Source organism: Chromobacterium haemolyticum DSM 19808 (genome assembly GCF_000711885.1).
In the GTDB taxonomy this organism is placed as follows: Bacteria; Pseudomonadota; Gammaproteobacteria; order Burkholderiales; family Chromobacteriaceae; genus Chromobacterium; species Chromobacterium haemolyticum.
Genome location: NZ_KL543995.1, coordinates 216,823 through 235,319, shown reverse-complemented (window position 1 = coordinate 235,319; position 18,497 = coordinate 216,823). Strand labels below are relative to the sequence as shown.

Genomic DNA, 18,497 nt, shown 5'->3' with positions numbered 1-18,497 from the left:
CCCCGCGCCGCCGCTAGATCGACCAATCCTCGTCCGGCGCGGCGGCGCGCGCCGCCGGCGCTTCCGGCCGCAGCACCAGCCACAGCGCCAGCGCGATCAAACCGCCGCCCAGGGCCTGGGATAGCGTCGCCGTCTCGCCCAGCGCCAGCCAACTCCAGAAAATGCCGAAGGGCGGAATCAAGAACGTCACCGTCAACGCCTTCAGCGGGCCGACGTCGGCTATCAAGCGGAAGTACAAGATATAGGCCAGCGAAGTACACAGCAGGCCCAGGGCCAGCATCGCCAGCCACACTTCCGCTCCCGCCGCCGGCCACCTCAAGGGCTGCGCGCTTGCCTGCCACGCCATGAACGGCAACAGCAACACCACCGCGCCCAGCTGGCTGCCCAAAGCCACCACGCGGCTATCCAGGCCGCCCCGGTCCGCTATCCAGCGCCGGGTCAGAAACCCCGCCAGCCCATAGCAGGCGGTGGCCGTCAGACAAACCGCCACGCCCCACAGCGCTTCCGGCCCCGCGGCCGGCCCCGTCCGTGTCAACACCGCCACGCCCGCCAAACCAATCAATACACCGGCCAGCTTGTTGGCGGTAATACGTTCTCCAAACGCCGCCGCGCCGATCAACACCCCCATCAGCGGCGTGCTGGCGTTCAAGATCGCGCTATAACCGGCCGGCAACACCCGGGCCGCCAGCGCGAACAGCAGAAAAGGCAGGCCGGAATTGATCACCCCCAGCATCATGGTGGCGGCCAGCTTGCCCTTGAAGGACAAACGCACCCGCAGCAAGGCGATCAACCCCAACAGGCCCACCGCCCCCAGCGCCACCCGGCCAAACGCCGTGGGCAACGCACCCAGCGTAGGCGCGGCGATGCGCATGAACAAAAAACTGCCACCCCACAAAGCCGCCAACAGCAGCAAACGACTCAAGCTCGCCATCCCCATGATGCCTCTCCCTTCGCCTTGTATTTAACTTTGCTAAACCAGATACTGAAATCATCAACCGCAAAGATGCGGCGAACAAACGATTTTTCCTGCTTGATGATTTAGAAAATCTAAACGGATATGCCCAAACCGCCGCTGGACTCCCTCCGCTTCTTTGAAGCCGCCGCAAGACGGCTCAGCGTCAAGCAGGCCGCCGAAGAACTGCACGTCACGCCCGGCGCCGTCTCCCAGCAACTGCGCAAACTTGAAAGCTTCCTCGGCCAGCCCTTGTTTGAACGCCGCGCCCGCGGCCTGGCGCTCAACGCCGCCGGCCGCGACTACCTGGACGCCTGCCGCCAAGCGCTGGACCTGATAGACCACGCCACCGCGCGGCTGACCGGCGCGCGCCGGGTGATCCTGCTCAGTTGCACCCCATCGTTTGGCGCGCAATGGCTGCTGCCCCGGCTACAGGGCTTCATGCGCGAGCACCCGCATATCGACGTCCACGTCAGCACCGGCAACCGCGTGGTCGACCTCGCTTCGGAAAACATCCACTTCGCCGTGCGCCACGGCCTGGGCGACTACCCCGGCCTCAACGCCTGCAAGCTGCTGGACGACGAACTGACGCCGGTATGCGCTCCCACGCTGCCGGCGCGGCTGGACGCCCTCAGCGGGGAACAGCTGCTGCACGACGAACACCGCGGCGATTGGCGGCTATGGAGCCGCGCCGCCGGCCTGGAACTGGACTGCGACCAAGGCGTGGTCTGCGTGGACTCCAACGCCGCCATCGAAGCCGCGCTGGCCGGCCGCGGCTACGCGCTGGCGCGGCGCTCCTTGCTGCAAGCCGAACTGGCCGCCGGCCGGCTGCGCGAACTCCCCGCGCCGCCGCTACGAAGCGATCTCGCTTATTACCTGATACACCGCCCGGACCTCCTGCGCGACCCGGAAATGGGCTTCTTCAAACAATGGCTGCTGGAACAAGCCGCGGCCGCCCAAAACAAAAGCCCGCCGGGCGGCGGGCTTGTTGCGCAACAGCGTCTTGACTGAAGGCTTACAGACGCACGTTCTCGATGCGAGTCACATGCGGCGGCTTGCCGCCCAGCGGCTGATAGATGTACACCGCCACCAGATGCGGCTGCGCGCCGGGATACACCACCTCCGCGCTAGCCAGGAAAATATAGTTTTCCCCGGCCACCACCTGCGTGGACACCGCCAACGGCACGTATTTCACGCCCAGCAAACCTTCCGTGGCCTGATGGAAAACCTTGCGGTCCTTTTCATCCACCGGCCGGAAACCGGACCAACCACCCAGCAATTGTTCAGACATGTCATGCTCCCGTAATGAGTTATCCAACACTGGAAACAACACGGAGCCAGCTTTGCCCGCCCCGCCCAATGCCGGTATAGCTAGGGCATCCGCGCCTGGGCAAGGATTTAGTTATTACTACGTAATTCATATTTAAAACTAAATTCCCATTTATCATTTTCATATCACCAAACAGACTGTGGGTAGGCTATCGGCATTGCAGGTCAAACCGCGCTGCCCATGAAAAAAGCCCCAAAAAGGGGCTGAAACGGGAATCTCGCCAGCCTCTGACTACGCACATCGCGAGCCAACACTCAGAGGCTGTTCAAAGTCTCGCAGGCAAGAGCGAGACTTTAAAAATTCAAGGCCCAATCCGGCTGCAAATCCTTGATCAACTGCGACGGCAGGCGTTCGCCCTCCACCAGCAAGGAGCATTCCAGCGAGAAATGCTTGGGATCAGACTTTGAAGCGATCAGCAACAAACGCGGCACATCCGCGTACTGCTGCGAAGGCTTGATGGTTTTCCACGCGCCCTTGTCCCATTGGCGGAACAACGTACAAACGCCACCCTTTTCCTTGGAGCAGGTGAACTTCAGATCCGGCCGCTGAGCCACGAACTGCTTGAGCGTCATATCCCGCTGACCCAGCAAGCGAAAGCCCCAGTTATAGGCTTCCGACACACCGTTGACGTCTGTCGGGCTATTGGTGAAGTGGTAGTGCTCTTCCACGTAATTACGCAAGGCCCATTGCGGGGTCAGCGCTACCGGCTCCTCGATTGCGGAGTGGCGTAACAGCGAGGTCAAACCTTCGGACGCGCCGCTGACGTCTTCCTCCATCTCCCGAGCTTGATCGCGAATAGGCTGCATCCGCAATGCGGCACGGCCGTTTTCCACCGTCACCGGCAGGCCGGGAATAGCCTTGCCCGGTTGGGCTATGTAGCGAAAGAAACTGCCGTCGCAATTGAAAATCTGGCGCAGCGCCTCATCGTCGGCATGGGCTTGCAGGCTGAGCAACAAGAAGGGCAAGAGTTTTTTCATTGGATTTGAACTGAGCTTTTTAGAAAGCCGACGATGCTAACATAGAAATTACATTTTCATTTTTGACTATATTTACAAGAACATACGCATTTATCATCATTTGCCACTCAATTTTCGAGCCCGCACCGCTGGCGCCCCACCTTGCGCCGTCATGCCCAAGCAACAGTATTCACGACAGGATCAAAATAGATTTGCAATTTGACAACCAGTTGTCAATAATGGCAACCAGTTGTCAAAAAGGAAGCCGCATGCCATCAAACCCAAGCCATCGCCCACAGCGCATCACCGATCTGATGCTGCTGATCTTCCGCCTAAACGGCACCCTGCTGGACAGAGGCGATCAACTGGTAGCCCACCTGGGCATCAATAGCGCGCGCTGGCAAGTGCTGGGCGCGGCGGGCCTGGCGGGCGAAGCGCAAACCGCGCCTCAAATCGCCGCCCGCATGGGCATCAGCCGCCAAGGCGCGCAAAAGCAACTGCACAAGCTGGTGGAAGAAGGCTATTTCGACGTGCTGCCCAACCCCCAACACGCCCGCTCCCCGCTGTACCGGCTGAGCGCCAAGGGAGAACGCACCGTGGCCGGCACCCAGCGCAGCCAGGCGCAATGGACGGAGCAACTGGCGCGGCACCTGCCCGACGCGGATTTCGACGCCGCCTGCCACACCCTGCAACAGCTGCTGAGCACGCTGGACACGCTCAGCCCCCCCATTGGAGAAGAGTCATGAACCGCACGCTCAAACTGATTCACTTCATCGCGCTGGCCTTGTTTCTGGGCAGCATCCTGGCCTGGGTTGTGCTGTCCGAAACTGGCCCGGCCACGCCGGCCCTGCTGGCGCAAACGCGGCAGCAAATCCATATCGGCACCTGGGCGCTGACCGTGCCCGGCCTGTGGCTGATGCTGATCAGCGGCCTGCTGCTGGGCTACCGGCGCTACGGCCCGCGCAACCGCTTCTTCCAGCTCAAGCTGGGCCTGACGCTGCTGATCCTGCTCAACGCCTCTTTCGTGGTGGTGCCGGCGGTGGATATGGCCAATCAACTGGCCCAGGCCGCGCTGCTCAATGGCGCGCTGAGCGCGGACTTCCACGCCGCGACTTTGCGCGAAGCCATAGGCGGCGGGCTCAACATCCTGCTGATCGTGGCCACCGCAGCGGTTGGCGTCTGGCGGCCCGGCGTTCGCGCTCGCGCGGCGGGAAACATCCCGTCAATTGGCTGAGGGAGGCTTGGGCATCAAGCCGTATGAGCGGCTCCGCTCACACCTGTTCTTTTTCAATAAAATGCCCCGCCAGCATCAGCAGGCGGGGCATTTTACAATCAGCTCAAGCGCGGTTTGACCCAGGCCAGGCCGCGCTTAAATCCGCTCAACGTCTACGCTTGCCTTCCAGGCACGCCATCAGATCCCGGCTGCGCTGCAACTGGTGCATCGCCTCCACGTGGCGATACAAGTTCAACTGCCGCCCGGCCACGCACAGCAAGGTCTCCAGATAGTTGAAAAAGCCGCGGCGCAAGCCGTTGCGGTGGCTGCGGTCGCTGTGGTCCATATCCCTGGCAATGCGCAGCAGCAAGCCGCGGCCGGCGTCCAGCTCATTGCTTTTCAGCCACTGCGCCAGGTGCGCGGCATACTGGCGGCCCAGCATGCAGGCCTCGGCGTAATCCTCGGGTTCGGCCGGTTGCCAGTAATGCGGATGATTGCGGCCCAGAATAAAGCGGACAAAAGGAAGGCGGGTTGCCTTGGTTTCCACGGAAACACAGCGGTACTGCGAGCGCCGCAGCGCCGGCTGTTGCGGGGAAATGCTGTCCTGCTGGACGGCGGGATCCTTGGAATGGGATGGAGTGGATTCGATGTGGGGCATCGGACGGACTGGCTTCGCCATTGCAACCTCCTTAAATGAAGGGCCTGGCCGCTAGACGCGGCAAGGCGGGCACATGACAAGGCTGGTCTCACCGCTCCCTCGGACCGGCGCGCCCGTAGGCGCCCCTGCCACGGCCCGCCCAGATTCAGGCAAAGCAATAGCAACCGGACACGAAAAAGCCGCGAAATCGCGGCGTGTCCGCCGGGGGAGACATACAGGAGACCAGTCCCGGCGCTGTTTGTATGGCAGCGCGGGGCCATTGTTGGCTAGATGACGGGGGGAGTCAAGCCACTGAAGCCAGTAGCAGCCGTGGTTTGGACGACTAACAATAGACGCAAAGCCCTCCTTCCATACTTCCTTGTAGTGTTATACAAACAACTCCATCTCATCCTTATAAGGCATCACCGGGTCATACAGTTGTTGGTATGCTCTCCCTACCGCACCTGTAAACAAAATCAGGTCTGGTCGTCGAGTACCACTTTCTAAAATGTTCGATGTTGCAATACCTGGATAAGGGTCAATATAGTAAATTCTCTTTACCCCAATTTGATAAGATTTTTTTGAACATAGTTCACATGGACTTGCTGTTGTAAACAGGCACCCACCCGCAGCACCTCCTCCACGTGTCGCCAACTGAAGAAAAGCATTCTCTTCAGCATGTAGTGCTCTTGTATGCACCTGGTTTTTTATACCTGTCATTTTATTATATACATCCTTAAAACAATACGAAAAAACTCTTCCCTTTTTTTGAACATCTTGCACAATCGCAATATATTTACCTTTAACCTTACTTTGAAATCCTTCATTTTCTAGTTCAAATTTACTATAAGCATCCAGATCATGCCCTCGAAGATAGTATGCTGCATTTCTCAACAAACAAGGGACCTGGCCTCTTGCCACATCATTCCACCCGATAGATAAAACAGAATAATTATCATCAGTAACCACTGCACCAACCTGCCTAGACAAACACCCAGAATTCAGCTTTGCAGTAATGGCAATCTGCATGCATCGCTCAATTGACGTGGGCGTTATCAACCCTGGCCTCCGCATAAGAGATACATAAGTTATCAGCTTATCAGCTAACGCAGCAGGGTTTGAACGCCCTTCAACATAGCTCTCATCTGGATTGCTCAAATAGATATCACACTTCCCAAGACAAGCACTCACGTTTTGACTAGCCACCTTGCCATGCAAAGCAGCATCAGCAGATTCTTTTAATTTATCCCGCTCCTCTTTGGACACATCCAAGCTATCAATTGGTGCCCCTTCTTTAAAATCCAACCTTGCGACACTAGAATAATCCATATCCTTCTTCAATAGTCTTGCTCGACGCACACTATCATCAACAGTAATTCCAACTAGGTAAAATGCCGAAAATCTATCTTTAAAATAAGATGCTTCAAAAGGATTTCTAATCGCATCAATCACATAATAATTTTTCTTAACACCAGAATCACTCGAAGCCTTCCTGTAAGCATTTACCACTTGAGCTATTCTTTTTGGTATCCTTTGTATTGCACTACCATCCGCCACTTTCCCATCAATCGTACCAAATGCTCTTACCTTATTACCAATCGCCTGATACAACTTAGTATACTCAGACAACTCTATATTTCTTTTAACCCTATCGTTCAACTGAAAAGCTTTTTCATATTGTTCATGTGGGCCCAACCTTTTAAACCCAACCGCATCAAAATCTTCAAACAGCCTCCTAAAGGAGGCTAACTCCAGTTCTTTTAAAAAAAAATTGCGAGCCCTTACACTTACATCCAACAGAAACATAGTTAGTACAGCACTTACACTTATTACCGTAAACTGCGTCCACTGTGAACGCGCATAGTTATATACTATAAGCGCTTTTCTTTTTTCATTTCCCGACAACAAATTAACATCCGGCAATTTAATACTATCAAACCTTTCATTTGAAAGTATCTGTGCTGCAGTAGAGCACCCACTCCCAGTCCAACCTGTCAAACCCAATAAAATAAAATCATCTCGTTCTTGATATAATGACTCATAAATTTCTTTATTATAATTATCCACAAAACCCCCTTGTCATATCAATAAGACAAAATAAAGCACGCAAAGCGTGCTTTATTTTTACAACATCATGAAAGCTTAGCCAACTGCACCTTGATCTTGTCCAGCTTGTCGTTCAACTCGGCCAACTGCGCCTTGTCGCGCTCCACCAAGTGGGCCGGGGCTTTGTCGACATAGCCCGGCTTTTCCAATTTGGCGGTGAGCTTGGCCAGTTCGGCTTCCGCCTTGCCCTGCTCCTTGGTCAGGCGCGCGGTTTCCGCCGCTTTGTCCACTTCCACCTTCAGCATCAGGCGGGCGTCGCCGGAGATGGCCACCGGTGCGTCGTCTTCCGGCAGCGCGGCAACGATGGAGCCTTCGGTCAGCCGCGCCAGCAGTTTCAGGTAGGGCACGAAGTCCGCCACCGTGGCGTCGCCGGTTTCGATGAACAGCGGGGCTTTGACGGCCGGGCCAATGCCCATTTCGCCGCGCAGATTGCGCACCGCGTTGACCATGTCCTTGAACGCGTCCATGCGGGTGTTGGCGGCGGCGTTGATCTTGCCGGCGTCCGCCGCCGGCCACGGGGCCAGCATGATGGACGGGGCGCTCTTTGCGTTGGCCAGCGGGGCCACGGTCTGCCACAGCTCTTCCGTGATAAAGGGCATCAGCGGGTGGGTCAGGCGCAGCGCCACTTCCAGCACGCGGACGATGGTGCGGCGGGTGGCCCGCTGCTGGGCTTCGTTGCCGGTTTGCAGCTGCACCTTGGCCAGTTCCACGTACCAGTCGCAGTACTCGTTCCAGATGAATTCGTAAATGGTCTGGGCGGCGATGTCGAAGCGGTAGGTTTCCAGCGCGTTGGTGACGTCGATTTCGGCCTGTTGCAGGCGGCCGATGATCCACTGGTCAACAAAGCTGTATTCCAGCGGCAGGCTTTCGTCCTGGCCGCAGTCCTTGCCTTCCACGTTCATCATTACGAAGCGGGTGGCGTTCCACAGCTTGTTGCAGAAGTTGCGGTAGCCTTCGGCGCGTTTGAAGTCGAAGTTGACGCTGCGGCCCAGGGTGGCGTAGCTGGCCATGGTGAAGCGCAGCGCGTCCGTGCCGTAAGCCGGAATGCCTTCCGGGAACAGCTTTTCCGTGGCCTTGGCGATGGCCGGGGCTTTTTCCGGGCGGCGCAGGCCGGTGGTGCGCTTGGTCACCAGCGGTTCCAGCGCGATGCCGTCGATCAGGTCCACCGGGTCGATGACGTTGCCCTCGGACTTGGACATCTTCTTGCCTTCGTGGTCTCGCACCATGCCGTGGATGTACACGTCGCGGAACGGGACCTTGCCGGTGAAGTGCTTGGTCATCATGATCATCCGGGCAACCCAGAAGAAGATGATTTCGTAGCCGGTCACCAGCACGTTGGAGGTGAGGAAGGCGCGCAGGTCCGGGGTGTCGTTGGGCCAGCCCAGGGTGGAGAACGGCACCAGGGCGGCGCTGAACCAGGTATCCAGCACGTCTTGTTCGCGACGCAGGGTCTTGCCCGGCGCTTGCGCCTGGGCGTCGGCCTCGCTGCGGGCCACGTAGATGTTGCCGTCTTCGTCGTACCAGGCCGGGATTTGGTGGCCCCACCACAGCTGGCGGCTGATACACCAGTCCTGGATGTTTTTCATCCACTGGTTGTAGGTGTTGACCCAGTTTTCCGGGATGAAGCGCACTTCGCCGCTTTCCACGGCTTCAATGGCTTTGGCGGCGATGGATTGGCCGGTGGGGTCCGGATTGCCGTCTTTGTCCAGGGCCACTTTATCCATGGCCACGAACCATTGGTCGGTCAGCAGCGGCTCGATCACGGTGCCGGTGCGGTCGCCGCGCGGCACCATCAGTTTGTGCGGCTTGGTGTCCAGCAGATAGCCCTGGGCTTGCAGGTCCGCCAGCATGGCTTTGCGCGCGTCCTGGGTGCTGAGGCCGGCGTAGGCGGCCGGCAGTTCTATCGTGCCCTGGGCGCTGCCGTCGAAGCCGAAGATCTGGGCCTTGGCCAGGATTTTGGCTTCCAGGCTCATCACGTTGATGAGCTGGGTGCTGTGGCGCTTGCCCACTTGGTAGTCGTTGAAATCGTGCGCCGGGGTGATTTTGACGAAGCCGGTGCCGAACTCCTTGTCCACGTATTCGTCCGCGATCACCGGGATCTGGCGGCCGGTGAGCGGCAGTTCCAGCTGCTTGCCCAGCAGGTGCTGATAGCGCTCGTCGTCCGGGGCGATGGCCACGGCCACGTCGCCCAGCAGGGTTTCCGGACGGGTGGTGGCGACGGTGACGAATTCGTCGCTACCCACCACCGGGTATTTGATGTGCCACATGTGGCCGTCTTCTTCCTCGGAGATCACTTCGAGGTCGGAGATGGCGGTGCCCAGCTTGGAGTCCCAGTTGGACAGGCGCTTGCCGCGATAGATCAGGCCTTGTTCAAACAGGCGGACGAAGACTTCGGTCACCACTTCGGCGCGGGTGTCATCCATGGTGAAGTATTCGCGGCCCCAATCCACGGAGCAGCCCACGCGGCGCATCTGGCTGGTGATGGTGCCGCCGGATTGTTCTTTCCATTCCCACACTTTGGCGGTGAAGGCGTCGCGGCCCAGGTCGTGGCGGTTAATGCCTTGCTCGGCCAGTTGGCGCTCCACCACGATTTGGGTGGCGATGCCGGCGTGGTCCGTGCCGGGAATCCACACGGTGTTGTCGCCCTTCATCCGGTAATACCGGGTCAGACCGTCCATAATAGTCTGATTAAAGGCGTGGCCCATGTGCAGGGTGCCGGTGACGTTGGGCGGCGGCAGCTGGATGGCGAAGGACGGTTTGGCGGTGTCCATGCTGGGCTTGAAGTAGCCGGCCTGTTCCCACTGCGCGTACCAGCGACGTTCGATGTCGCCGGGTTCAAAGCTTTTGGCAAGTTCCATGGTGATGAATCGTAGTTCTTCTAGAATGGAAAAAATGGGTCGATTATACCCGGTTTTGGAGTGTTCTCCGAGAGCCGGCGCGGGCGAATCAGGCGGTAGCCAAGGGATAAGCGGACGATGAGCGAAGAAACGCGCGTTTTGGTGATTGAAGACAGCATGGTGTTGATCCGCCCCTTGTGCCGCATGGTGGAGGAAATCGGCCTATCGCCGCTGCCGGTGTGCTCGCAGCTGGAGGTGCGCGAGGCGCTGGCCTCCGGCCAGCACTTCCTGGCCGCGGTGGCGGATTACAACCTGCCGGACTCTCCCGCCGGCGAGCATTTGCCGCTGTTGTTCCAGCAGGCGATTCCCACCATCGTGCTGACTTCGCGCACCGACGGCGAGGTGCGCGACCGCATCTTGCAGCTGCCGGTGGTGGATTACGTGAGCAAGGAAAGCCCGGCCGCCTTCGATTACGTGATGCGGATGCTGACCCGCATTCGCAAGAACCCGGGCATCAAAGTGCTGGTGGTGGACGATTCCGCGTCCTACCGCCAGTTTCTGCGCGAGAACCTGGAGCGCCACCGCTATCAGGTGCTGGAGGCGGAGGATGCCAAGCAGGCGCTGGAGATTTTGCACCGCGACAAGCATATCAAGCTGGTGCTGAGCGACAACGACATGCCGGGCATGGACGGGGTGCGGATGACCAGCACGATACGCCGCTTTCTGGATCACGACCGCCTGGCCATCATCGGCATTTCCGGCAACCAGGACCCCACCATGACCACGCGCTTCATCAAGGCGGGGGCGGACGACTTTCTGCAAAAGCCGTTTAATTTTGAGGAGTTTTTCTGCCGCGTCACCCGCAATGTGGAGTTTGTGGAGAACCTGGAATCCCTGAAGGAAACCGCGGACCGCGACCCGCTGACCAATTTGTCCAACCGCCGGCACTTTTTTGAGCAGGTGATGCAGTTGAAGAACGGCTACGGTGTGGCGGTGCTGGATATCGACCACTTCAAGCGGGTGAACGATCAGTACGGCCACGATGTGGGCGATCAGGTGATCTGCAACACCGCGCGGCTGATGGAGCAGTTTTTCCCGGACGGCATTGTGGCGCGCTTTGGCGGCGAGGAGTTTGTGATTCTCAGCCCCAGCCCCATCGAGCTGGACATGGTGTGCCGGCTGGAGAGCCTGCGCCTGGCGATAGAGAGCTGCATCCTGACCACCGCCAAGGGCGGGCTGCGCTATACGGTGAGCATTGGCGTGGCGGCGTCGGACATGCCGGAGGTCAGCCGGCTGCTGAAGCTGGCGGACGAACGGCTGTATCACGCTAAACAGCATGGCCGCAATCAGGTGTGCGGCGGCTGAAGAGCGTCATAGCCGGCGCTTTGCCGCTTTGCCCCGCTCTTGGCCGCTCCCCGCCCAAATGGCCAGTTCGCCGTTTGTTTGCGCCGGGACGCCGCCTATAATGACATCGCTTTTTCCGTTCCTTCCGCGCGGCCCCGCGCTTCCCCCGGAGCCGGCGTTTCAACCGGATATCCGCCATGAGCCATCATCACCCGCACGGTCCAGGCTGCGCCTGCTGCACTCTTCCTTTGTTGGCTCAGTTGCACGATGAGCTGTCCGAGCGGCCCGACTGGCAGGACGAGGCCAAGCGGCTGATCCGCCAGCAGGAAAAACATTTGCTGCCGCCCTCGCCGCCTCAGACGCTGATCATTTACGGCGGGCCCATCCATACCCTGGCCAGCAGCGGACGGCAAACGGTGGACGCCATCGGCATCGCCAAGGGCCGAATTGCGGCCACCGGTTCATGCGAGGAGGTGCGGCAGGCCATGGCCGCCGCCGGGCATAAAAAACCGGAGGAGATGTCGCTGGAAGGCGCCACCTTGCTGCCCGGTTTCGTCGATCCCCATATGCACATCCTCCCCAGCGCGCTGTTTTCGTCCTGGCAGTACGTGGGCGCGTTCTCCGGCCAGACGCTGACGCCGGATTACGGCATTGCGGGCGTGGAAAACACGGTGCGCGCGGCGCTGGCCGATCCCAAAAAACAGCAAAAGGCCAAGGACGGCACGGCCTGGGTGTTGGGCTTCGGCCTGGATCCTTCGCTGATGCGGGTCTGGACCGAACCGGACCTGGACTGGTTTGCCCAGTTTGGCGACTCACTCCCGATTTTCCTGATGAACGCTTCCGGCCACATCGGCTACGCCAACGCGCCGGCGCTGGCCAAAGCCGGCATCAGCCCGGAATGCAAGGGGGTGCTGGTGGAGGAGCAGGTGCTGCAGATGATGCCCGCGCTGCCCTCCCCGTCCCCGGCCGCCTTGCTTTCCAGCATCAGCCAGGTGCTGCACGGCGCGGCCAAGATGGGCAATACCACGCTGTTCGACGCCGGCCTGGGGTCCGGCAAAGGGCTGTTCGAGGTCTTGCTGCTGGACTTGGTGGCCCAGACCGCGTTGAACCCGGTGCGCATCGCCGCCGCGCTGTTTTCCAACGAAACCCGGCAGATGGACGAGTGGACCCGCTTGTTCCGCCCGGACCTGAACGGCATGGAGGACAAGCGCTTCAGCATCAAGGCGCTGAAACTGGTGTCGGACGGCTCCAACCAAGGGCTGACCGGTTTTCAGACCGAGGCCTACAAATGCTATCCGGAACACCAGGTGCCCAATGTGCCAGCCACCGGGCTGTTCAATTTCCGCCCGCCCAGCGCCTTCGCCCCGCATTTGCGGCAGGCGGTGGAGCACGGCTGGCCGGCCATGGTGCACGCCAACGGCGACCGCGCCATCGACGAGGTGCTGCAGGCTTACGAACACGCGCTCAACCACCCCTTAGCGCCGCTGCGGCCGGATTGCGCCGGCACGCGGCTGCGTCATCGCATCGAGCACGCTTCGCTCTTGACCGACGAGCACATCTCCCAGATGGCGCAGCTTCAGCTGTCGCCCAGTTTTTTGATAGGCCACGTCGGCTATTGGGGCCGCGCCTTCCAGCAAACCATTCTGGGCGAGGCGCGCGCCAAGCTGCTGGACCGCTGCCTGTCCGCCAAGCGCGCCGGCCTGCGCATCAGCCTGCACTCCGACCACTTTGTCACCCCGCTGGGCGGCCTGCGCATGATGGAGCAGGCGATATTCCGCGTGATGGAGGCCGCGCCGGAACAGGCAGGCGGCAATCCGGCGCTGAACCCGGCGGAGCGGCTGGACCGGCTCAGCGCGCTGCGCGCGGTAACGCTGGACGCCGCCTGGCAGTGCCATATGGACCATATCGTCGGTTCGCTGGAACCGGGCAAGCTGGCGGACTTGGTAGTGCTTGAGCAGGACCCGCTGGACCCGGCGGTGAGCAATCTGCGCGATATCGCGGTGCTGCAAACCTGGCGCTCCGGCGCGCCGGTGTATCTGCATGCCAAGCTGGGATGCGCGACGGAATCCGCGCCGCCGGCCTGAGAGCCTGTTCATGGCCTCGCGAGCAAGGGCGAGACAAGGCGAAAACGAGCGAAAAAGCGGAATGGTCGAGGGGTGCATGAACATTTTGAGCGTGCACTCACCGTGCAACCCTCCACGAAGCGCAGCAGGCTTTGAACAGGTTCTGAGGCGCGCGGCGCCGCATGGGCCCAGCGCAGGCGAGGCCTTGCTCAGCTTTTGTCAGCCTCGCAAGCTTGCCATTGGCATATAATTCACCCTGTGCGCGGCGTCGCCGCGCCGTCCCGACGCCATGCACAGGAGCGCCCCATGTCCCTACCCCATCAACCCGGCTGCGCGTGTTGCACTCTGCCCAGCTTGTCCTCGCAACTGGATGAACTGCAACACCATAACTGGACCGAGAGCCTGGCCAGCTTGGTCCGCACTGCCGTAGAACGCGCCAAGCTGGCGCTGCATCAGGACGCGGCAATCTTTCACGGCGGGCCCATCTATACGCTGCAAGGCGGCCAGCCCAGCCGCGTGGACGCCTTGGGCATCGCCCACGGCAAGGTGATCTCCGTGGGCAGCCTGCAGCAGGTGGAAGCCGATATGCGCGCGCAGCCGCGCGCCGAGCTTATCAATCTGCGCGGCAAAACCTTGCTGCCCGGCATGATAGATCCGCACACACACATCTTGCCCAGCGCGCTGTACCGCAACTGGATCAATCTGAGCCCCTTCGAGGGCCAGATCCTGCGGCCGGGCTACAATCTGGCCTGGGTCGCCGAACAACTGCGCGGCCAACTGCCCAGCCATAGCGGCCACACCCTCAACGGCGAGCCGCGCTGGCTGACCGGCTTTGCCGTCGATCCCTCGCTGATGTGCCCCTGGGAAGAGCCGGATCTGGACTTCCTCGACAACATCAGCTCGGAAGTACCTATCTTTCTGATCAACGCCTCCAGCCATCTGGGCTACGCCAACACGCCGGCGATGAAACTGGCCGGCTTGTCGACCGACAACAAGGGCGTAACCACCGAGGCCGAGATTGGCAAGCTGCTGGCGGTGATCCCCGGCCTGGCCGCGCCGCATGTGCTGTCCAAGGTCCAGGAAGTTCTACACGACGCTGCCGCCAACGGCATCACCACGCTATTCGATGCCGGCCTGGGCGCCGGCCTGGGGCCGCTGGAAATCACGCTGATGCGCGCCTTCGCCCAGAGCCCGCTGGCGCCGGTTCGGATAGGCGCCGCGCTGTACGGCAACCCAGACTGGCTGCAAGAGCAGTGGCTACAAACCTATCAGCTCAACCATAACAAGCACGATGACGACCGCTTCAGCGTCCGCGCGCTCAAGCTGATAGCCGACGGTTCCAATCAGGGCCTGACCGGCTACCAATCGCAGGATTATTGCTGCGCGGATGAGCACCACGTGCCCGGCGTTTCGCCGCGAGGTCTGCTCAACTTCACGCCGCCGACCACATTCGCCACCCGGCTGCAAACCGCGCTGAACGCCGGCTGGCCGGTGCTGGTGCACGCCAACGGCGATCAGGCGGTGGACTATGTGCTGGCTAGCTTCGAGCTGGCGCTGTTCGACGAAAACGCCAAGGACGGCACGCCCAATCCCAAACTGGCGCTGCGCTCGCGCATTGAGCACTGCTCGCTGCTGAGCGACGCCAGCATCGCCACCATGGCGCGGCTGAAACTGTCGCCCAGCTTCCTGATCGGCCACGTAGGCTACTGGGGCCAGGTGTTCAAGACCACCATTCTGGGCCGCGAGCGCGCCCAGATGCTGGACCGCTGCCAGTCCGCCCTCAAGGCCGGCCTTCGCATCAGCCTGCATTCGGACCACTTCGTGTCGCCGCTGGGCACGCTGCGGATGATGGAGCAGGCGGTGACGCGGGTGATGGAGGCGGACCCGGAACGGCAGCCGCTGAACCCGGCGGAATGCCTGGACCGCATCTCCGCGCTGCGCGCGGTGACGCTGGACGCCGCATGGCAATGCCATATGGACCACATCGTCGGCTCGCTGGAACCGGGCAAGCTGGCGGACATGGTCATTCTGCAAAAGGATCCGCTGGACCCGTCGGTGCCGGCCGGCTCGCTGCGCGACATTCCTATCCATCAAACCTGGCTGGCCGGCAAGCCGGTCTATCAAAACCCCGACACCCACTGAGCGGCTCCCAACGCGCAAAACAAAACCGGCCGGGATTCCCGGCCGGTTTTTGCGTTGCGGACTCGGATTGGAGCCCGGCCTTCACAGAGCCTGTTCATAGTCTCACAAGCCAAGAACGGGCTGACGATCGTAAACAGGTTTTCAGTGCGCCACGGACTTGGACATCAAATTCATCACCAACACCCCCGCCACGATCAAGCCCATGCCTATCATTGCCGGCGCATCCAGCTTCTGCCCATATAAAACCCAGCCCACGATGGATACCAGCACAATGCCGACGCCGGACCACAGCGCGTACGCCACGCCCACCGGGATCTGGCGCAGGGTCAGCGACAGCATGTAGAAGGCCAGCAGATAGCCGGCGCCGGTCAGCAAGGACGGGCCCAGGCGGGTAAAGCCTTCCGACGCTTTCAGCGAGGAGGTGGCGATCACCTCGCTGACGATGGCGACGGCCAGGAACAACCAGGTTTTCATTCAAGACTCCAGTTCAGCGCACGGCTTGCCGCCGCGCATGCGCAGTTTGGCGCGTAGCGAGTCGTACAGCCAGTTGAATATATAAGTGTAAGGCAGGAAGAAGGCGAAGAAGCCCAAATCCAGCAGGAAGGCCTGCCAGTAACTGACGTTCAGCCACCAGGCCGCCAAGGGCACCAGCATGATCACCAACCCGCCTTCGAACATCAGCGCATGCAAGGTGCGCACGCCCACGGTGCGGCTCCAGCCCATCGCCGCTTCCATGCGGTCGAACAACATATTGAACACTACGTTCCACATCATGGCGGCGGTGGACATCATGAAGGCCAGCGCGCCCATATGCAGCAGGCTTTGCTCCATCACCAAGGAGGCCAGCGGCACCAGCATGGCCATCGCGCACAGCTCGTACATCACGGCGTGGAAGCCGCGCTCCAGCCAGGATTTTTGTTTGTTCATGTTATTTCCCAATCATGACCGTATAAAGACAGCCGCTATTCTGATTGGTTTTTCGGATGGTTGAAAAATAATAACCATCGGTAAAACCGATGCATTAAGCCAGACCGGCGCGCGCGCGGCTCAGGCGCCGCAGCAGGCTGGCGCGCAGCCCGTCGTACAGCCAGTTGAAGACGAAGGTATAGGGCAGGAAGAACAGGAAGAAGCCGATGTCCAGCAAGAAGGCTTGCCAGTAGCTGATCTGCAGCCACCACGCCGCCAGCGGCACCAGCAGGGTCACCAGCCCGCCCTCGAACAGCAGCGCGTGCACCACGCGCAGCGCCGGCGTGCGCGCCCAGCCGCGGCGGCGCTCCCAGCGTTCGAACAGGCTGTTGAACACAATGTTCCACGACATCGCCACGCTGGTCATCATCAGCGCCAGCATGCCGATCTGCGCGGTGTCCTGCTTTAGCAGCAGCGTAGCCAACAACATCAGCAGGCTGATGGCGCACAGTTCGTAAGTCACGGCGTAGAAGGCGCGTTCCAGCCAGGATTTCTTTACATGCATCGATTCTCCTTGATCCGCCGCGGCGTTTGGAAGCAGTTTGCGATCTGCTGCGCCGCGGCTTGATTAGCAAGACAATGACGCGATTTTTATTGGTTTTTCGGATAGGATAAAGATAGGTTTAATCGGAGAAACCGATATGAGTATGTCGCTAGACGCGCTGGCGGCGTTTGCCAACGCCGCCGAACTGGGCTCTTTTTCCGCCGCGGCGCGGCGGCTGGGCAAAAGTCAGTCCACCATCAGCGAGGCCATCGCCAACCTGGAGATAGACCTGGCGGTGCAGTTGTTCGACCGCGGCAGCCGCCAGCCCACGCTGACCCAGGCCGGCCGCCACCTGCTGGGCTATGCACGGCAGATGCTGGCGATTGGCGATGAATTGAATCAGCAGGCGCAGTTGCTGACCGCCGGGCTGGAGCCCCGGCTGACCCTGGTGCTGTCGGACACGTATCAGTCTTCGCGTTTTCAGGAAGTGACTCGCCAACTGGAACAGAACTTCGAGGCGCTGGAACTGGAATGCCTGGTGGGCGAACAGGACGATGTGCTGGATTTGATCCAGACCGGACGCGCGCACCTGGGCTGCATGGCGGCGCAGAAGCAGTACCCGGCCGATATCGGCCACGCCACGCTGGGCGAGGTTAGCGAAGTGGCCCTGTATGTGGCGCGCAGCCATCCGCTGGCGGCGCTGGAACAGGTGGACCGGCAGGCGCTGAGCCGCCACCGCGAACTGCGGCTCAACACCTATACCGAAAGCAAACCGGAAACCATAAGCCGGCGCTGCTGGTTCGCGCCCAGCTATCTGATGCTGCTGGAGATGGCGATTCTGGGCGCGGGCTGGGCCGAGCTGCCGCGCTGGCTGGCGGACTCCTTCGGCGCGGAGCGGCTGCGCGAGCTGCGCGCGCCGGGCTGGCCCAAGGCGCGCCACATTGATCTGGTGTGGTCGCGGCGGCGGCCGCTGGGCATGGCCGCCGTCTGGGTGCGCGAGCAGCTGCTGCGCTCATGACTACGCCGCCGCGCCGCGGCCAAGCCCCACGCGGGGGATGGCGCGCAGGGCCACCGAACGCGGCGTCACCAATCCGGCCACGCTGCGCGATTTCGATAGCGAAGGCTACGTCTTCGACGCGGCGTCCTCCTAAGAACCTGTTCACGATCCGCTGCGCTACGGCGATACGGCGTTAACAACAAGCTCAAAATGCTCATGTACCCCTCGACCATTCCGCTTTTCCGCTCGTTTTCGCCTTGTCTCGCTCTTGCACGCGAGATCGTGAACAGGCTCTAACGAACTGAACCGGATTTTCCACTGCGAACATCACTGAGACGCCCCAGCCGGCGCTCAACGACTGACTGCATCCTGCGCGCAACAGCTCTCACCCAAACAATCATGCAAAATCCACATGCATCTCCGTCTTAGCCATCAGACCAATCCAGCCAAAACCTTCTGCAGTCAACCAC

The 18,497-nt window shown here is 60.5% G+C and carries 16 protein-coding genes; 7 read left to right on the top strand and 9 right to left on the bottom strand.

Annotated elements, in window-relative coordinates:
• Positions 1–13: 13 nt before the first annotated feature.
• Positions 14–937: a DMT family transporter gene (locus BR71_RS20690; RefSeq protein WP_043641680.1), complete on the bottom strand. Its 924-nt coding sequence runs from the start codon at positions 935–937 to the stop codon at positions 14–16.
• A gap of 120 nt (positions 938–1,057) precedes the next feature.
• Between BR71_RS20690 and BR71_RS20685 the strand changes: the two genes are divergently transcribed.
• Entirely contained in the window at positions 1,058–1,963 is a 906-nt protein-coding gene (locus BR71_RS20685; protein WP_052370935.1) for a LysR substrate-binding domain-containing protein, read from the top strand.
• 4 nt (positions 1,964–1,967) lie between these two features.
• Here BR71_RS20685 and BR71_RS20680 read toward each other — a convergent pair whose 3' ends face one another.
• Positions 1,968–2,243 carry a hypothetical protein gene (locus BR71_RS20680; protein ID WP_043641678.1) on the bottom strand — a complete coding sequence of 92 codons (276 nt, stop codon included), beginning with the start codon at positions 2,241–2,243 and terminating at the stop codon, positions 1,968–1,970.
• A gap of 332 nt (positions 2,244–2,575) precedes the next feature.
• Positions 2,576–3,259 (bottom strand): hypothetical protein, encoded by a 684-nt coding sequence (locus tag BR71_RS20675; protein ID WP_043641677.1) that lies wholly within the window; start codon positions 3,257–3,259, stop codon positions 2,576–2,578.
• Between the two features lie 248 nt (positions 3,260–3,507).
• Between BR71_RS20675 and BR71_RS20670 the strand changes: the two genes are divergently transcribed.
• Positions 3,508–3,984, top strand: a complete 477-nt coding sequence (locus BR71_RS20670; RefSeq protein WP_043641675.1) for a MarR family winged helix-turn-helix transcriptional regulator — start codon at positions 3,508–3,510, stop codon at positions 3,982–3,984.
• Entirely contained in the window at positions 3,981–4,472 is a 492-nt protein-coding gene (locus tag BR71_RS20665) for a DUF2269 family protein (protein WP_043641673.1), read from the top strand. Before BR71_RS20670 ends, BR71_RS20665 begins: the two co-directional genes overlap by 4 nt.
• Before the next feature lie 145 nt (positions 4,473–4,617).
• Here BR71_RS20665 and BR71_RS20660 read toward each other — a convergent pair whose 3' ends face one another.
• The 3 genes from BR71_RS20660 to BR71_RS20650 all read right to left on the bottom strand — a co-directional run bounded on the left by BR71_RS20660 (position 4,618) and on the right by BR71_RS20650 (position 10,052).
• Positions 4,618–5,130, bottom strand: coding sequence for a hypothetical protein (locus BR71_RS20660; protein ID WP_156039076.1), 513 nt, complete (start codon positions 5,128–5,130; stop codon positions 4,618–4,620).
• A gap of 345 nt (positions 5,131–5,475) precedes the next feature.
• The gene (locus BR71_RS23950) at positions 5,476–7,155 is read right to left on the bottom strand and encodes a deoxycytidylate deaminase (RefSeq protein ID WP_156039075.1); all 1,680 of its coding nucleotides are present in this window, start codon (positions 7,153–7,155) and stop codon (positions 5,476–5,478) included.
• Positions 7,156–7,220: 65 nt separating this feature from the next.
• Positions 7,221–10,052, bottom strand: a complete 2,832-nt coding sequence (locus BR71_RS20650) for a valine--tRNA ligase (protein ID WP_043641669.1) — start codon at positions 10,050–10,052, stop codon at positions 7,221–7,223.
• Positions 10,053–10,169: 117 nt separating this feature from the next.
• Between BR71_RS20650 and BR71_RS20645 the strand changes: the two genes are divergently transcribed.
• The 3 genes from BR71_RS20645 (at position 10,170) to BR71_RS20635 (ending at position 15,580) form a co-directional block, all read left to right on the top strand.
• Positions 10,170–11,396, top strand: coding sequence for a diguanylate cyclase (locus BR71_RS20645; RefSeq protein ID WP_043641668.1), 1,227 nt, complete (start codon positions 10,170–10,172; stop codon positions 11,394–11,396).
• A gap of 176 nt (positions 11,397–11,572) precedes the next feature.
• Positions 11,573–13,459 carry an amidohydrolase gene (locus BR71_RS20640; protein WP_052370933.1) on the top strand — a complete coding sequence of 629 codons (1,887 nt, stop codon included), beginning with the start codon at positions 11,573–11,575 and terminating at the stop codon, positions 13,457–13,459.
• 285 nt (positions 13,460–13,744) lie between these two features.
• The gene (locus BR71_RS20635; RefSeq protein ID WP_043641666.1) at positions 13,745–15,580 is read left to right on the top strand and encodes an amidohydrolase; all 1,836 of its coding nucleotides are present in this window, start codon (positions 13,745–13,747) and stop codon (positions 15,578–15,580) included.
• 141 nt (positions 15,581–15,721) lie between these two features.
• Here the strand turns inward: BR71_RS20635 and BR71_RS20630 are convergent, their stop codons facing one another.
• From BR71_RS20630 to BR71_RS20620, 3 genes are all read right to left on the bottom strand, one after another.
• A complete protein-coding gene (locus BR71_RS20630; protein WP_043641665.1) occupies positions 15,722–16,054 on the bottom strand; it encodes a DMT family transporter in 333 nt (110 codons plus the stop codon).
• A complete protein-coding gene (locus tag BR71_RS20625; protein ID WP_043641663.1) occupies positions 16,055–16,507 on the bottom strand; it encodes a multidrug/biocide efflux PACE transporter in 453 nt (150 codons plus the stop codon).
• 94 nt (positions 16,508–16,601) lie between these two features.
• The gene (locus tag BR71_RS20620; RefSeq protein WP_043641662.1) at positions 16,602–17,051 is read right to left on the bottom strand and encodes a multidrug/biocide efflux PACE transporter; all 450 of its coding nucleotides are present in this window, start codon (positions 17,049–17,051) and stop codon (positions 16,602–16,604) included.
• 136 nt (positions 17,052–17,187) lie between these two features.
• On the opposite strand from BR71_RS20620, the gene BR71_RS20615 reads away from it, so the two are divergent.
• Positions 17,188–18,048, top strand: a complete 861-nt coding sequence (locus BR71_RS20615) for a LysR family transcriptional regulator (RefSeq protein WP_043641661.1) — start codon at positions 17,188–17,190, stop codon at positions 18,046–18,048.
• The last annotated feature ends 449 nt before the right edge of the window (positions 18,049–18,497 follow it).